This window comes from Cellulomonas sp. URHB0016, from assembly GCF_054057935.1.
Window position 1 is genome coordinate 80,920 of the sequence record NZ_JBSRZU010000001.1, and the last position, 14,615, is coordinate 95,534.

Here is a 14,615-nt window from a genome sequence, read left to right on the forward strand (position 1 = left end):
CTTCGCCCCGATGTGCCCGGTCTGTGGTGAAAGGAGCGATCTCTCATGCGGTGGATACCCCGCACGTCACGGGCACCGCGTTGCGGGTCGCCGGTGGCCGCTCAGGCGCCGGCCGGGCGAGGACGCTCGCGAGCGGCGACGCGCGGTCGGTGCCGGTGCCACGAGCACCGTCCCGGCCCACCTACGCTGTGCGGCGATGATCACTCGTGCCGAAGCGGCGTACCTGGGCGCCGTCCGGGCCTTCCAGAACCCGATGCTGGACCTGCTCCACAAGCGGTACGCCCCGCTCGTCGTGTCGCTGCTGTCCGCCGTGTTCTCGGCGGAGCGCCCGAGCGTGCCCGTTGCCGACGCGCACACGGAGGTCGGTGACGCCCTCGACCAGCTCCGGGCGGCGGGGTACGAGGACGGGCTCCCGGTCGGCTCCGCGCGCGACCTGTGCCGGCAGTGGGCCGACGCGGGCTGGCTGGTGCGGCAGGTGCTGGAGGACGACGTCGAGGTGTACCGCCTCTCGGCGCACGCCGTCGGAGCGCTGGAGGTCGCGGGCCGTGCGGGCGGCGCCCGCGCGCGCGTCTCGCAGTCGAGGCTCCGGACGATGCTCGACGCGGTGGGTCGGCTCGCCCAGGACGCCGACCCGGACGCGCTGGTGCGGATGGCGCGGCTCGACGCGGAGATCAGGTGGCTCCAGAAGGAGCTCGACACGGTCCAGCGGACGGGCGTGGTCGAGGAGGTCGAGGACGAGCAGCTGCTCGAGGAGGCCGAGAACGTCCTGCATCTCGCGCGTGAGCTGCCCGCCGACTTCGCCCGGGTCGCGGAGTCGATCAGGGCGATGCAGCGCGACGTGGTCACGGCGCTGCGGCAGGACGAGCGGCCGACGGGCGACGTCCTGCGCGAGTACCTGGAGCGTGGCGAGCACGTGATGGAGTCGACGACCGAGGGCCGGGCGTTCGCCGGTGCGCTGCGGCTGATCGGCGATCCCGAGCGGCTCGACGAGCTGTCGACGCAGCTCGACACCGTGCTGCGGCACCGATTCACGCACCGGCTCCTGCCGCAGCAGCGCAACGACCTCGCCGAGATCGCCCGCCGGATCGAGCAGGGCATCGACCTCGTCTTCGCGGCGCAGCGCGAGGCGTCGTACGTGATCACGACCCAGGTCCGCAACCACGACCCGCTGCGCGACCGGCAGGTCGACGAGCTCCTGCGCGACGTGATGACCGGCGTGCAGTCGTGGATCTCGGACTCTCGGCGCGGTCAGCCGGTCGACCCGCTGCGGCGGCTGCCCGTCGCCGAGGTCGACCACCTCCGCCAGACGCCGGGTGACCTGCGCCCCCCGCAGGCCCCGGCGCCGCTGCCCGACGCCGACGACGGTGCCGGCCCGGACGTGTCGCACGACGAGGCGCGCGCGTGGGGCGGCCCGCACTACGCGGAGCTCGACGAGCTGCTCGCCGGCTTCGACGGCGACGTGGACGTCGCCACCGCGTTCCGCAGCGCACCGGAGGCGCTCCGGCGCCCGGTGGACCTGCTGGGCCTGCTCGAGATCGCCGACCAACGCGGCATGACCGAGACCGGCGAGGTCGCGTTCGTCGACGCCGTCCGCCCCGACGGCACCCGCCGGCGCTTCGCCTTCGGCGCCGTCACCGCACGGGCGGCCGTCACCACTTCGACGAAGGAACCGATCGATGAGTGAGACCGTCGTGGCCGACGAGCAGGAGAACGGGTTCATCGCCCCGGTGTCGATGGAGGAGGACCCGGCCGAGCTGTTCGCGGGGGACTCCGGCACGCTCGACGGCGACGTGCGCACGGTGCTGGTCCGGCTCCTGCAGCGCAGGTTCCTGCTCGCCGACCGGAACCGCGCCCAGTGGCGCACGCTCCTGGAGAACCAGCAGGTCATCGAGTCGCGCCTGCACGACCTGTTCGTCCACCTCGTCGTCGACCACGAGCGGGGCGTCGCCTACAAGCGTCAGGTCCGCTCCGCGGAGCTCGACGTGCCGGTGCTGCTGCGCGACGAGGCGTACTCGCGGGCGGAGACGCTCGTGCTGGTGCATCTGCGCACCGTGTACCAGCGGGAGCAGGGCGTGGGCGAGACGTCGGTGCGGGTGGACGTCGAGGAGATCGAGCGCACCGCGCTGACGTACTTCGACCCGGACGACACGAACGTCGCGACGAACCAGCGGGAGATCCGTGCGGCGGTGACGCGCCTCGCGAAGGACGGGCTCGTCGAGGAGGAGTCCGAGGGCCGCTACCGCGTCACGCCGCTGGTCGAGGTGGTGCTCAGCAACGAGCGTCTCGGTGAGCTGCGCGAGTGGCTCGCGGAGCAGGCGGGCACGGTCGAGGTGGCGGCACGATGACCATGATCGACACCCTGTTCGGGCTGATCCCGGCCGCGTCCACGGGGCAGCAGTGGGTCGCGCGCGACCTCCAGCTCGTCAACTGGGGCGGTTACGACGGGCACCACCGGGTGCGGCTGGCGTCGACCGCGACGCTGCTGTCCGGCAGTTCCGGGTCCGGCAAGTCGACGCTGATGGACGCGTACATCGCGCTGCTCATGCCGCACACGACGCCGTTCAACGGCGCCTCCAACGGGGGTGTCGTCGGGCGTCCGCGCGGCAAGGACCAGCGCAACATCCTGTCGTACGCGCGCGGAAAGGTGGACGAGTCGCGCACGGAGGACGGTACGCGGCAGCGGGTGCTGCGGGGTGACGGCCGGGACACCTGGTCGGCGATCGCGATGACGTGGGCCGACCAGTCGGGCACCGAGGTGACCGGGGTGCGGGCCTGGTACGTGCCGTCCGCGGCCCGGACCCTCGACGACGTGGTGCCGGTCCGCGCGACGGCGGACGGCGCGTTCGACCTGCGCGACCTCGAGGGTGCGGCGGCGCAGCGGCTCGGCCGTGCGGCGGTGACGGCCGCCGGGCTGACCGCGTTCGACACGGACCGGGACTTCACCGCGCGGTTGTACTCCACCCTCGGCATCGGTGCGTCGGGGGACGGCAGCAAGGCCGTCGCGCTGCTCGGTCGCATTCAGGCCGGGCAGCAGATCACGACGGTCGACGCGCTGTACAAGGCGATGGTGCTCGAGGACCCGGACACGTTCGCGACGGCCGACGCGGTCGTCGAGCAGTTCGACAAGCTCAGCGGCACACGTGACCAGATGATCACCGCGCGCCAGCAGGTCAAGGCGCTGGAGCCGATCCGCGAGCACCGGGCCGCCATCGAGGACGCGGCCGACCGGCTGCGCGTCATCGACGAGATCGGCACGTTCGACGACGACACGTCGCCGGCCGCCCTGTGGCGACACGAGCATCGGCTGGGCCTGCTGCGGTCCGTCGAGCAGGACCTCCAGCGACGCCACCAGGAGGCACGCCACCTCGCTGTCGAGACCGCGGGCCGCATCGCGGCGGCGACCTCGGAGCTCGACGGGGTGAAGGAGACGCTGTGGTCGTCGGGCGGCGACCGGCTCGCCACGGCGCAGCGCGAGCTCGGCGGCGTGCGGGTGCGGCTGGGGGAGGTCACGAGGGTCAGGGACCGGCTCGACCAGGCGCTGCGATCTGCGCTGGGCACGACGGTCTCGACCGAGGCGGAGTTCTCCGACCTCGTCGCCCGAGCACGCGTCGCCCTGCAGGACACGGACGCGAAGGCGGCCGCCCGGCAGGCTCTCTTCGACGCGATGTCCGAGAAGAAGGAGGCGGCGGCCGACCTGGCCGACCTGGAGGCCGAGCGCGCGGCGGTCATCCGGAGGCGGGACAACATCCCAGGCGACCTGCACGCCGCACGCGCGGCCCTGGCCCAGGCGGCGGGGCTCACGCCCGACGAGCTGCCGTTCGTCGCGGAGCTCGTGGAGGTCCGTACCGAGCACGAGCCCTGGCGCGACGCGTTCAACCTTGCCCTCGGCGGGTTCGCGACCCGGATCCTGCTCGACGTCGCGCACCTCGGGGCCTTCCGCAAGGCGATCGACGCGGTCCCGACCGCCCGACGGATCCAGTTCGAAGGGGTGCCCACAGGTCTGCGGGACGACATCGGGCTCGACGCGCGCACGCTGCCCGGGCGGCTCGACTTCCGCGGCGGCCCGTTCACGGGCTGGCTCCGCAGCGAGCTCGCGCGGCGGTTCGCGTACGTCTGTGTCGACACTCCCGGGGAGCTCTCGCAGCACGCCCGGGCGCTGACCCGCTCAGGGCAGGTGTCGGAGGGGACGCACGGCGCCCACGGCGGGCAGGACCGGGCCAACGTCCTGGGCTTCACCAACGCCCGTCGTCTCGCGCACCTCGACCTGCAGGTCGTGCGTGCGCGGGAGCGGGCCGAGCTCGCCGAAGGTCGCGTGGTCGATGCCGAGCGGGTTCTCGACGGGCACGACACCGCGCTCCGGGGGTACGGCTCGCTCGTCGACCTGACGTGGGACCAGGTGGACGTCGCCGCCGTCGAGGCAGAGCAGGCCAGGTGGGCGCAGGTCGTGGACGACGTGACGGCCGGCAACCCGGAGGTGATCCGGCTCCAGCGCCGGGCCGCAGAGCTCGACGGGACCATCCGCACGCTGACCGAGGAGGTGGGGCGAACGAAAGGTACGGTCGAGTCGCTCGGCGCGCTCTGGTCGGCGACGAGCGACGAGGTGGACCTCGCCCAGGAGGCGCTCGACCGGGCCGAGGCTGCGGGCACGACGGTCGGAGCGCAACAGCGCACGTATCTCGACGGCCTGCTCGGTACGCACGGTCCGGGCGACTCGCTGGACGCCTTCGACGCCGTGCTGGCACGTGCGGGCGAGGTGCTCCGGTCCGACCGGCAGGCGGCCCAGCAGACCATCGGGACGGCACGGGACGCCCTGCACCGGACCTTCGAGACGTTCGTCGAGCGCTGGCCCGACCCGAACCTCGGCACGGACCCGGAGTCGTCCTACGGCGACTTCGCGCGGATCCTGTCCGAGCTCGAGACGAACGGCCTCCACGACCTCGAGGCCGAGTGGCGCAGGAGCCTCCTGCGGCTGTCGGGGAACGACCTGACGGACCTGCACCACGCCCTGAGCAGGTCCGTGCGCGAGATCAAGGAGCGGATCCGCCCCGTCAACGAGATCCTCGCCGACCTGCCGTTCGCGGACGACGAGCACCGTCTGCGGATCGACGCCCGCGACACCCAGTCGACCGTCGTCGCGCGGTTCCGCAAGGAGCTGCGGGACCTGCGCGAGGTGCTGTCCACCGAGGCGTCGGACGCCGAGCGAGAGCGCCGCTACGTCCGGATGGCCAAGGTCATCGACCGCATCCGCCGCACCGCCCCGGACTTCGCCGACCTGGTGGACGTGCGCCGGCATGTGCGGCTCAGCGCCGAGAAGGTGGACCTCGAGGGGCAGCACGTCGCGCTCTACGACCACATCGGTGAGAAGTCCGGTGGCGAGTCACAGGAGCTCGTCGCGTTCATCGTCGGCGCCGCGCTGCGGTACCAGCTCGGCGACGCCGGAGCGGACCGTCCCCGCTACGCCCCGGTGTTCCTCGACGAGGCGCTCATCAAGGCGGACGCCCGGTTCACCGGCCGAGCCGTCGGAGCGTGGCGTGGGCTCGGCTTCCAGCTCGTGATCGGCGCTCCCAACGACAAGTTCGGGGCGCTGGAGCCCCACGTCGACATGAAGTACGTGGTGCTGAAGGACGCCTCTGGCCGCTCGCGGACCAAGCCGGTTGCCGGCCTGGCCGACTCTGCGGTCACGGGATGAGTCCGTGGCTTCGCCGGGCTCCGAGCGGTCGTCCGTTCGTGTGCTGAGCGAACGGGGATCTGGCCCCGGCATCGCGATGACCCCTACGGTGAGCCCATGGCCCGCGGAGATGCGCCCTCGACGACCGTCGACGAGTACCTCGCAGCCCTGCCGCTCGACTCCGCCCGGGCGCTCGGAGAGGTCCGGGACACCCTCGTGGCGCTGGTCCCCGACGCCGGGCAGGTCATCTCCTATCAGGTGCCCTGCATCACGTACCGGGGCAAGCCGCTGGTCAGCATCTCCCACGCCCGGGACCACCTGAGCCTGCACCTGCAGAGCCCCCCGCTCGCGCAGGCGCTCTCCAGGGTGGTCACGGAGGGCCACTGGTCGGGGGCGACGCTCCACTTCACGGCCGACGCACCGCTCTCCGAGGCGACCTTGCGGCAGGTCGTGCAGGGCCGGATCGCCGAGGTCGACGCGGTGCTGGCGGCGCGCGGACGCTGAGCCGGGCGTTGGCGCTGAGCCGGGCGCCGTCGCCGCTTTCTCAGCGTGGATCTCCCAGGTGGAGCGGTGCGTCGAGCGCCTTCGCGAGCCGGTCGGTCTCGAGCTCGACCGCTTCCCTGGAGGGCGGGGCTCCGAACCAGGTGATCGCCACCTCGTGGCCGGTGACGGACCACGTGCCCTGCACGGATCCGCCGACGAGCACGACGTTCGCGCCTCGGCTGACGGCAGCGCGATGCTCCGGCGGCACGAGGTGCGGGTCGGCCGTACCGGGGCCGAGCACCCACTGGTCGTAGCGGGGGAGCAGTCGCACGCTGGAGGACGGCTCGGTCGTGGCCAGCTCGTCGAGGTCCTCGCGCAGGACGAGGAGCTCGACGCCCTCGACGTCGATCCGAGCGGCCCGGTCCCCGAGGTCGTCCAGCCAGCGACGGACCGCCGCCCGAGCCGCACCGAGGCCGTCGCCCAACCAGCGGTGCACGTGGGCGGGGGTGGTCGGCCCGTACGCCGTGAGGTACGCCTCGACGGCACGGGCGCCGGCCGTGTCGACGTCCGGCAGGCCGCGCCACCGCGGGTTGTGGTCCAGCCGTTGGAGCGTCGCCCGACCGTCCCTCGTCGGGCCGAAGCTCAGGTCGCCCTGCCACGCGAGAGGTTTCAGCCACGTCCATGCGCCGGCCGCGAGCGTGTGCGCGAGGTGCTCGAACCGGGGGTCCGCGGTGAGTGCCGCACCGAGCTCGTCGCGGGTCCGGGGGCCGTCCGACAGGGCGTCCCGGACGGCCTGTCTGAGCGTGGGCCAGTCGGTCGGGGCCAGCCGGTAGTACGTCTGCCAGCTGGGGAGCTCCCACATCCGGCTCGAGGCACGCAGGGCGAGGTAGGCGCCGCCGTCCTCGGGCGTCATCAGGTGTGTCGCGCCGCGGAACGCGAACGTCTTGATGAGCTCTCCCTCCGCGAGCGCGCGTGCCACCTCGCCGGCCGTCGAGTCGCGGCGGCGGGTGCGGACCGCGAGCTCGGTCGCGGCCTCGTGCTGGGCGGTCACGGCGCCGAGGGTCCGGACGACGTCGGCGGTCGACCTCGCACCGACCGGGTCGAGCAGGTGGCGTCGCAGCCGCCACGCGAGGGCCTGCGACCACGTGAGCGACAGCACGGACGGGCCGGTCAGGACTCGTCGGAACCGGGGATGTGCTCGACGACGTCCTCGTAGGCCTCGGTGCCCGGCACCTCGCCCGGTCCGTACACGAGCCGGACGACCCCGGTCGGGAAGATCTCCGACCGCAGCAGGCGCAGCGGGTAGATCGGGTCGCCCTCGTCGAACAGGCGCTCGCCCCGGCGGGCCGCGACGGGGTGCACGAGCAGGCGCAGCTCGTCGAGCAGGTGGGCGGCGAGCAGCTGGCGCACGACGGAGATCGAGCCCGGCACGAGGATCTTGCCGACTCCCGGCTCGGCGGACAGTGCAGTGACGGCCTCGACCAGGTCGCCACGCAGCGGCTCGGCGTTCCGCCAGCCGAGGTCCTGGCTCCCACGGGTGACGACGACCTTGCGGGTGTCGCCGAGCTGTGCCGCGTAGCCCGCGTCCACGCCGCCGGCTGCTTCCCGCTCCGGCCAGGCGCCCGCGAAGCTGTCGTAGGTGACGCGGCCGATCAGCAGCACGTCGACGCTGCTGTAGTCCTCCATCACGGCGGCGCCCATGTGCTCGTCGAAGTACGGGAAGTGCCACGCCGGGTCGATCTCGACGACGCCGTCGAGCGACGTGAACAGGGTGGAGACGATCGTCGCCATCGGGTCCTCCAGGTGGGGTGTGAGCGTCCGCGCCGCGCGGCCGCACGACGATCAGACCGCATCCGACGTGTGAGCGCGAGGGTGTCCCACGATCGGCTCGAGGTGGTGCGGCTGGAGCCCCCGGTCGCGGCCGGTGCGGACAGCCGTCAGGCGGCGTCCGGTGCCGGGCTGCAGTACCGGGCGGTCGTCTCCACCGCCTCCTCGTCCCAGTTCTCGGCGGTCTGGAGCACCCAGAAGACGACGAAGAGCCCGAGCAGCGCCGCCTCGACGGTGAACAGCAGGTACGGCCACTGGTCGACGTCGCGCCACCAGCCGACGAGCCCCGCGACGGCGGCTGCGGCCACGGTCACGGCCATCAGCAGGCTGATCAGGCGGTATGCCGCGCTGTACCCCTCGGGCGAGAGCCCTTTCGGTTTGCCGAGCGGGGGCTCCTTCACGTTCCGGGCGGCGTAGGCCGCTGCACCGGAGATGCAGACGAAGAACACGATGGCGGCCGCGTAGTGCGCACCGAGCAGGAAGGAGTCGTGCCAGCCGACGAACCACACCCCGAAGGCGAGCCAGACCCCGGTCGCGATGACCAGCCCGACACGGACCGTCCCGGCCGTGACGTCCGCACGGTTCCACCACGCGAAGGCCAGGACCAGCGCACCCACCACGAGCAGCGCCGTGACGTTGTTGTCCACGCCGGGGACCAGGTCCGGCGGGACGCACCGGTCCTGCCCGGGGCAGACGTCGGGGCCTGCGTCGTACGGTGCTGGAGCGAACGCGACCAGCGGGATCACCATGCCCGCGAGGTCGAGAAGGCTGTCCTCCCACCCCGGCCGGCCCTTGATCGCCACGAGCGCCGGCCCGATCGCCACCAGCGTGCCGACCAGGACGTTGCGCACCGGCGAGTAGAAGTACCCGCTGATCGAACCGAAGCGCTCACCGTCGCCCCAGACGAGCTCGACGACGATCGACGTGGCCAGGAGCAGCGCCATGGCGACGATGGCGATCCGGAGCGACCGGTAGGTGGCGCGGATCGGCGACGTCAGGGCCTCGGCGACCGCCTCGGGCGGCGCCGGCTGCGGTGGTGGAGCCGTTGCTGGTCCGTCCGTCATGCTCACCCCTGCCCGCCGTGCGAGTCGCGTCCGTGCACATCATGGTGCGAGGCGGGTCGTACCCGCCTCCGCGCAGCCCTGCCGACCGCCACGGCGTCAGGCGTCGGCCGCCAGGCGCAGCGCGGAGAGCGGGCGGACCACGACCAGCGGGTCCGCGTCGAGGTCCAGGACCCGGGACGTCGCCGCCGGGGTGTCGACCGTCTCGAAACGGACGGTCGCCTCGCGCCCGCGCACGTGCACCACCCAGCCCCGCCCCAGCACGGCGTGCTCGACGTCGAGGCCCGGCCGTGCGACGGCCTCGTCGAGGAGCCGTGCCGGGGCGGGTCCGGCGTCCGCCGTCGCGGGCTCCGGGACGGCACGTTCCACCGCCGCGTCGTCCCACGGCAGGGTGAGCTGTGCGTGGCTCGACAGGTTGTGGAACGACACGCCGAGCAGCCGCACCGAGTCGCCGATGCCTGCCGCCAGCGCGGCCTGCTGGGCGGCCGCACGCAGCTCGGTCGGCTCCGCGGAGGGTTGCGGCAGCGTGACGGAGCGCGTCACCGTGGTGAAGTCGGCGAAGCGGACCTTCGCAACCACGGTCCGGGCGCCGCCGCCGTGCGCGGTGAGCCGGCGCAGCGCCTCGTCGGCCACCGCGTCGACGGCGGCCGCGATCGTGTCGCGGCCGAAGATGTCCTCGGCGAACGTGCGCTCCGCGCCCACGGACTTGCGCTCGCCGCTGCGCCCGACCGGACGCGGGTCGATGCCCCTCGCCAGCCGGTACAGGGTGGTTCCCGCGGACTCGCCGATCGTCATCGTGAGGACGTCGAGCGGCTGCCTGCGCAGGTCGGCCACCGTGCGCACGTCCAGCCGCTCGAGCGCCGCCTGGGTCGCCGGACCGATGCCCGGGATCGCCCGGGCAGGCAGGGGGAGGAGGAAGTCGTCCTCCTGTGCCGGCTCGACGACGAGCAGCCCGTCCGGCTTGGCCGCGTCCGACGCGAGCTTCGCGACGAGCTTGGTCCGTCCGACACCGATGGACACCGCGAGCCCCGTGTGCTCGCGGATCCGGGTACGGACGCCCGCGGCGGCACCGGCGGCGTCGCTCCCGTGCGGCCCGGCGTCCAGGTCGACGAAGGCCTCGTCGATGCTGATCGGCTCGACGAGCTCGGACAGCGTGCCGAGCTCGGCCATGATCTGCCGGGAGTACGCCGAGTAGGCCTCGAAGCGAGGGGAGAGGACGGCGGCGGCGGGGACGAGCCGCCGCGCGCGGCTCATCGACATGGCGGACCGCGCGCCCGCTCGCCGGGCCTCGTACGAGGCCGTCGAGACGACCCCGCGCGGTCCGGTCCCGCCGACCAGCACCGGCCTGCCGCGCAACGACGGCTTGTCCCGCTGCTCGACGGCCGCGAAGAACGAGTCCGCGTCGGCGTGCAGCACGGTCGCCCGCGCACGCACCCGCGACGGGTCGGCGAGCTGCTCGGGATCCACGTGCCTACTCTGCCCCGCTGCAGGTCCGGCGCAGGGCAGGCGCTACGAGTCGCCGAGCTCGCGTAGAGGTGCCGTGCGCTCACCACCGGCGTCGCCGGTGTTGGTGGTGCCTCGCGGTTCGACGAGCACCGCCCCGACCTCCTCGCCCGAGAGCAGGGCCGACCGGCGACCACAGGGTGAGAAGCCGTCCGCCGCGTCCGTCCGGTCCCGGTAGGTTCGTCCTGCCAACGCCGGGGAGCTCGGGACAGCCGGGCTGAGAGGACGAGCCGCGGCACCGCAAGGTGCCAGCGCACGTCGACCCGAGAACCTGAACTGGGTAATGCCAGCGGAGGGATGCGCCACCGAGCGCGGCGTGGGCGGTCTCCCGGCCGTCGCCGGACGTCCGTCGTCGTCGTCCCGGTACGGGCGGACCTCGGTGCTGCGTGCCCGGTCCGACCCACCGGAGGAACACCGTGCTCGCACAGATCCAGGTCTCGCCCCGCCCGAGCGGTACCGAGGACGACCGTTACGCCTACGTCGACGCCGCCATCGCCGTGATCCAGCAGTCCGGCCTCGTGTTCGAGGTCGGCGCCATGGGCACCACCATCCAGGGCACCCCCGACGAGCTCTGGCCGCTGCTCCGCGCCGTCCACGAGGCGACCGTGCTGGCGGGTGCCTCGGGCGTCTCCAGCGTCATCAAGGTCGGGCAGGCCAAGGACGACGCCGGACCCACGATCCAGGACCTCGTCGGCAAGTTCCGGGCCTGACGCGATGCGCGTCGGGCATCGCTGGCGTCGCCTCGTCGCGCCGTCGGTGGCCGGTCTCGTGCTCCTCGTCGGCTGGGAGGTCGGCGTGCGCGTGTCAGGCCTCCCGGCCTTCGTGCTGCCTCCGCCGACGCAGGTCGCCCGGGCCGCGGTCCAGGTCGCGCCCCTGCTGGGGACCGACGTCGTCACGACGCTGACGGAGGCCGGACTGGGGCTTCTGGTCGGTGCCGTCGTCGGCCTGCTGCTCGCCGTGCTCATCGCGGCGTTCCCGTGGGTGTCCGACACCGTGTACCCGCTGGTCACGCTCACCCAGACGGTACCCACCGTGGTGCTCGCCCCGCTGCTCATCCTGTGGGCAGGGTTCGGGCTGCTGCCCAAGGTCGTGCTCGTCGCGCTCACCGCGTTCTTCCCCGTCCTGGTCGCGGCCGTGACCGCGATGGCCGCCGTGGACGCGGAGCACGCCGAGATGGTCGCCGGGCTCGGTGGCACCCGCCGCCACCAGTTCTGGCTCGTGCAGCTCCCGGCGTCCGTGCCGGGTGCGCTCGGCGGCCTACGGGTCGCCGCCACCTACGCGATCGGTGCGGCCGTCGTCGCCGAGTACCTCGCCGGCCAGAGCGGTCTCGGCGTCTTCGTCCAGCGTTCCCGCAAGGGCTACGAGGTCGACCAGATCCTCGTCGCCGTCGCCCTCGTGGCCGTGCTCACCGGCCTGCTCTTCCTGCTCGTCGACGGTCTCTCGCGGCTCGCCACCCCCTGGCTCCGACCGTCGGCGCCGGCACCGACCTCTCGTCCCGGAAGGACCCCTGCATGACCACCACCGCTTCCCGTGCCCGTCTGCTCGCGGCTGCCGCGGGCCTCGTCCTGCTCACGGCGTGCTCCACCGCCGACGCGGGCGACCATGCCTCCGGGCCGCCGCTGCGACCGGTGTCCGTGGTCCTCGACTGGACGCCCAACACGAACCACTCCGGCCTGTACCTCGCGCAGGCACGCGGCTACTTCGCCGATGCCGGGATCGACCTGACGATCGTCGAGCCCGGTGACACCTCAGGCCTGCAGCTCGTCGCCGCAGGGAAGGCCGACTTCGCCTACTCGGTGGCCGAAGGGCTCGTCCCGGCCCGCGAGCAGGGGGCGCAGGTCGTCTCGGTGGCGACCGTCATCCAGCACAACACGTCGAGCCTCGTGTCCCTCACGTCCTCCGGGATCACCCGTCCCCGCGACCTTGCCGGGCACTCGTACGGCACCTACGGCTCGGACCTCGAGGCGGCCCTCCTGCGCACCCTGGTGGCGTGCGACGGCGGGGACCCGGACGCCGTGAAGTTCACACCGCTGGGCGGCGACGACTTCCGTATCGGTCTCACCGCGCACCAGTACGACACGGCCTGGGGGTTCGAGGCCTGGGAGACCGTCCGGTTGCGTGAGATCGACGGGCTCGACGTCTCGACGATCCCGTTCGTCGACCACACGGACTGCATCCCCGACTGGTACACACCGCTGGTCGCGACCTCCCAGCAGCACCTGGACGACGACCCCCAGCTCGTCCGTGACTTCCTCGCCGCCCTCACGCACGGCTACGAGGACGCGATCGCCGAGCCGCAGGCTGCCGCCGACGCGATCCACGCGGCCGCACCCGAGATCGACGCGAAGCTGCTCACGCTCAGCGCACAGTGGCTCGGACCGCGCTACACGGACGACCCGGAGCACTGGGGCGTCCAGGAGGCGAAGGTCTGGAACGACTTCGTCGGGTTCCTGCAGGAGCACGACCTCGCCGACGCGGGGTTCGACACGGACGCGGCGTGGACCGATGACTACCTCCCCGTCGACTGAGGCGGAGCTCCGGAGCGGAGCCGGTGACCCGGGCCGGGGGCCGGCGCTGGAGGTCTCCGGGCTCACCGTGACGTTCTCCACCGCCGGCCGCCGGACCCGGTCCGACGTCGTGGCGCTCCGCGACGTCGACCTGCGGGTGGGACCGGACGAGTTCGTCGCGGTGGTCGGCCCCTCGGGGTGCGGCAAGTCGACGCTGCTGCGGATCTTCGCGGGTCTGACACCGACGGGAGCCACGGTGACCGCGCGCACCATGACCCGGCCGGTGAGCCCGTCGGGCGGCACGGCCACGGCGTGGATGCCGCAGCGCGACGGGCTGCTCCCGTGGCGGCGCGCCCTGCCGAACGCGCTGGTCGGTGCGCGGATCGCCGGTCTCGACCGGGCGGTCGCCGCCGCGCAGGCACGGGCGCTGTTCGACGCGTTCGGTCTGTCCGGCTTCGAGCGCGCCTGGCCGCACGAGCTGTCGGGCGGCATGCGCCAACGGCTGGCCCTGCTCAGGACATGCCTGCCAGGGCGGCCGGTGCTGCTGCTCGACGAGCCGTTCGGCGCTCTCGACGCGATCACGCGGCGCCGCATGAACGCCTGGCTGGCGGACCTCGACCTCGCCGGCCATGGCCGTCGCGACGGCAGCGGGCGGACGGTCGTGCTCGTCACGCACGACGTCGACGAGGCGTTGCTCCTCGCCGACCGGGTGGTGGTGCTGTCCGACCGTCCCGGACGCGTCGTCCTCGACCTGCCCGTCCCCCGTGGAGAACCGGACGACGCACGGCGCGAGCTCCTGCAGGCGCTCGACCCGGGAACGGGTGCGTCCCGCCGCAGGCCGTGAGGTCAGAGCGTGGCGGCCGCGACGTGGACCGGGCCGTGGTGCCGCAGCTCGTGCAGCGCGTCGAACAGCACGCGGTTGAACGCGGCCGGCGCATGGGAGTTCACGTCGTGGCCCGCGCCCTGCACCACGGTCAGCCGGGCGCCGGGACGAGCCACGAGGTAGCGGCGCTCGTCGATCCGCAGAGGGTCGCGGCTGCCGTTCACGAGCCACACCGGCAGGTGCATCCTGCGGAGGTCGGCGAGGGGGGAGTACCCGGCGAGCGCCGAGAGCATGTCGGCGACCACGTGCCACGTCCCACCGCCGAGGTTCAGCGCGCGCGTGACGAACGTGGAGGCGCGCCGGTACGCGTGCAGCGGCTTGCCCTTGATCTCCGTGGAGCAGCCGGCGAGAACGACGCCGGCGAGCTTGTGCTGGTGCCGGCGGGCGTACGCGAGGCTCGCGTAGCCGCCGAGGGAGAGGCCGACCAGCAGCGGGGCGACGGCGAACGACGCGACCGCGTCGTCGATCGCGGCCATCGCCCCGTCGAGGCTGAACCGCTCGTGCGACCGCGTGCCGTGCCCCGGCAGGTCGAGCGCGAGCGTGGGGTGTCCTGAGGCGTTCAGCGCGTCGACCTGGCGCTGCCAGATGGCCGACGACGTGCGGGTGCCGTGCACGAAGATGATCGGACGGTGGATGGGACGCTCCTCAGGACGGGACCGCGTGCGTGGGACGCGTTGACGTGA

Annotated in this window: 13 protein-coding genes; 8 read left to right on the plus strand and 5 right to left on the minus strand. The window is 73.2% G+C overall.

Translation table 11 applies throughout. The features are described from left to right. Window positions 1-196 precede the first annotated feature (196 nt). The 4 genes from ACVW07_RS00390 to ACVW07_RS00405 all read left to right on the plus strand — a co-directional run bounded on the left by ACVW07_RS00390 (window position 197) and on the right by ACVW07_RS00405 (window position 6,172). A complete protein-coding gene (locus ACVW07_RS00390) occupies window positions 197-1,684 on the plus strand; it encodes a DUF3375 domain-containing protein (RefSeq protein ID WP_456817317.1) in 1,488 nt (495 codons plus the stop codon). Further along, window positions 1,677-2,345: a DUF4194 domain-containing protein gene (locus tag ACVW07_RS00395; RefSeq protein ID WP_456817318.1), complete on the plus strand. Its 669-nt coding sequence runs from the start codon at window positions 1,677-1,679 to the stop codon at window positions 2,343-2,345. The genes ACVW07_RS00390 and ACVW07_RS00395 overlap by 8 nt, the downstream gene beginning before the upstream one ends. Then, complete coding sequence (locus tag ACVW07_RS00400) at window positions 2,342-5,689, plus strand: ATP-binding protein (RefSeq protein ID WP_456817319.1); 3,348 nt, start codon at window positions 2,342-2,344, stop codon at window positions 5,687-5,689. The genes ACVW07_RS00395 and ACVW07_RS00400 overlap by 4 nt, the downstream gene beginning before the upstream one ends. 96 nt (window positions 5,690-5,785) lie before the next feature. Beyond that, the gene (locus tag ACVW07_RS00405; protein WP_456817320.1) at window positions 5,786-6,172 is read left to right on the plus strand and encodes an iron chaperone; all 387 of its coding nucleotides are present in this window, start codon (window positions 5,786-5,788) and stop codon (window positions 6,170-6,172) included. 40 nt (window positions 6,173-6,212) lie between these two features. On the opposite strand, the gene ACVW07_RS00410 is transcribed toward ACVW07_RS00405, so the two are convergent. The 4 genes from ACVW07_RS00410 to ACVW07_RS00425 form a co-directional block, all read right to left on the minus strand. Further along, a complete protein-coding gene (locus ACVW07_RS00410) occupies window positions 6,213-7,310 on the minus strand; it encodes a DNA glycosylase AlkZ-like family protein (RefSeq protein ID WP_456817321.1) in 1,098 nt (365 codons plus the stop codon). Between the two features lie 11 nt (window positions 7,311-7,321). Continuing rightward, window positions 7,322-7,942: a dihydrofolate reductase family protein gene (locus ACVW07_RS00415; protein ID WP_456817322.1), complete on the minus strand. Its 621-nt coding sequence runs from the start codon at window positions 7,940-7,942 to the stop codon at window positions 7,322-7,324. 146 nt (window positions 7,943-8,088) lie between these two features. Further along, a complete protein-coding gene (locus ACVW07_RS00420; RefSeq protein WP_456817323.1) occupies window positions 8,089-9,042 on the minus strand; it encodes a hypothetical protein in 954 nt (317 codons plus the stop codon). Between the two features lie 96 nt (window positions 9,043-9,138). Beyond that, window positions 9,139-10,506, minus strand: a complete 1,368-nt coding sequence (locus tag ACVW07_RS00425) for a DNA polymerase IV (protein ID WP_456817324.1) — start codon at window positions 10,504-10,506, stop codon at window positions 9,139-9,141. A 452-nt stretch (window positions 10,507-10,958) separates the two neighbouring features. On the opposite strand from ACVW07_RS00425, the gene ACVW07_RS00430 reads away from it, so the two are divergent. Genes ACVW07_RS00430 through ACVW07_RS00445 form a run of 4 tightly spaced genes read left to right on the plus strand, consistent with a single transcriptional unit; the run spans window position 10,959 to window position 13,893 of the window. After that, window positions 10,959-11,252 carry a thiamine-binding protein gene (locus ACVW07_RS00430; protein ID WP_456817325.1) on the plus strand — a complete coding sequence of 98 codons (294 nt, stop codon included), beginning with the start codon at window positions 10,959-10,961 and terminating at the stop codon, window positions 11,250-11,252. A gap of 4 nt (window positions 11,253-11,256) precedes the next feature. Then, a complete protein-coding gene (locus ACVW07_RS00435) occupies window positions 11,257-12,057 on the plus strand; it encodes an ABC transporter permease (protein WP_456817326.1) in 801 nt (266 codons plus the stop codon). Next, window positions 12,054-13,070: an ABC transporter substrate-binding protein gene (locus ACVW07_RS00440; protein WP_456817327.1), complete on the plus strand. Its 1,017-nt coding sequence runs from the start codon at window positions 12,054-12,056 to the stop codon at window positions 13,068-13,070. The genes ACVW07_RS00435 and ACVW07_RS00440 overlap by 4 nt, the downstream gene beginning before the upstream one ends. Next, window positions 13,048-13,893 (plus strand): ABC transporter ATP-binding protein, encoded by an 846-nt coding sequence (locus tag ACVW07_RS00445; protein ID WP_456817328.1) that lies wholly within the window; start codon window positions 13,048-13,050, stop codon window positions 13,891-13,893. The genes ACVW07_RS00440 and ACVW07_RS00445 overlap by 23 nt, the downstream gene beginning before the upstream one ends. Window positions 13,894-13,895: 2 nt before the next feature. Here ACVW07_RS00445 and ACVW07_RS00450 read toward each other — a convergent pair whose 3' ends face one another. Then, a complete protein-coding gene (locus tag ACVW07_RS00450) occupies window positions 13,896-14,546 on the minus strand; it encodes an alpha/beta fold hydrolase (protein WP_456817329.1) in 651 nt (216 codons plus the stop codon). Window positions 14,547-14,615: the final 69 nt, after the last annotated feature.

Coding starts and splice junctions, on each gene's coding strand:
- ACVW07_RS00405 (WP_456817320.1), top strand. CDS start 5,786: ATGGCCCGCGGAGATGCGCCCTCGACGACCGTCGACGAGTACCTCGCA.
- ACVW07_RS00435 (WP_456817326.1), top strand. CDS start 11,257: ATGCGCGTCGGGCATCGCTGGCGTCGCCTCGTCGCGCCGTCGGTGGCC.
- ACVW07_RS00395 (WP_456817318.1), top strand. CDS start 1,677: ATGAGTGAGACCGTCGTGGCCGACGAGCAGGAGAACGGGTTCATCGCC.
- ACVW07_RS00445 (WP_456817328.1), top strand. CDS start 13,048: ATGACTACCTCCCCGTCGACTGAGGCGGAGCTCCGGAGCGGAGCCGGT.
- ACVW07_RS00420 (WP_456817323.1), bottom strand. CDS start 9,042: ATGACGGACGGACCAGCAACGGCTCCACCACCGCAGCCGGCGCCGCCC.
- ACVW07_RS00440 (WP_456817327.1), top strand. CDS start 12,054: ATGACCACCACCGCTTCCCGTGCCCGTCTGCTCGCGGCTGCCGCGGGC.
- ACVW07_RS00400 (WP_456817319.1), top strand. CDS start 2,342: ATGACCATGATCGACACCCTGTTCGGGCTGATCCCGGCCGCGTCCACG.
- ACVW07_RS00415 (WP_456817322.1), bottom strand. CDS start 7,942: ATGGCGACGATCGTCTCCACCCTGTTCACGTCGCTCGACGGCGTCGTC.
- ACVW07_RS00390 (WP_456817317.1), top strand. CDS start 197: ATGATCACTCGTGCCGAAGCGGCGTACCTGGGCGCCGTCCGGGCCTTC.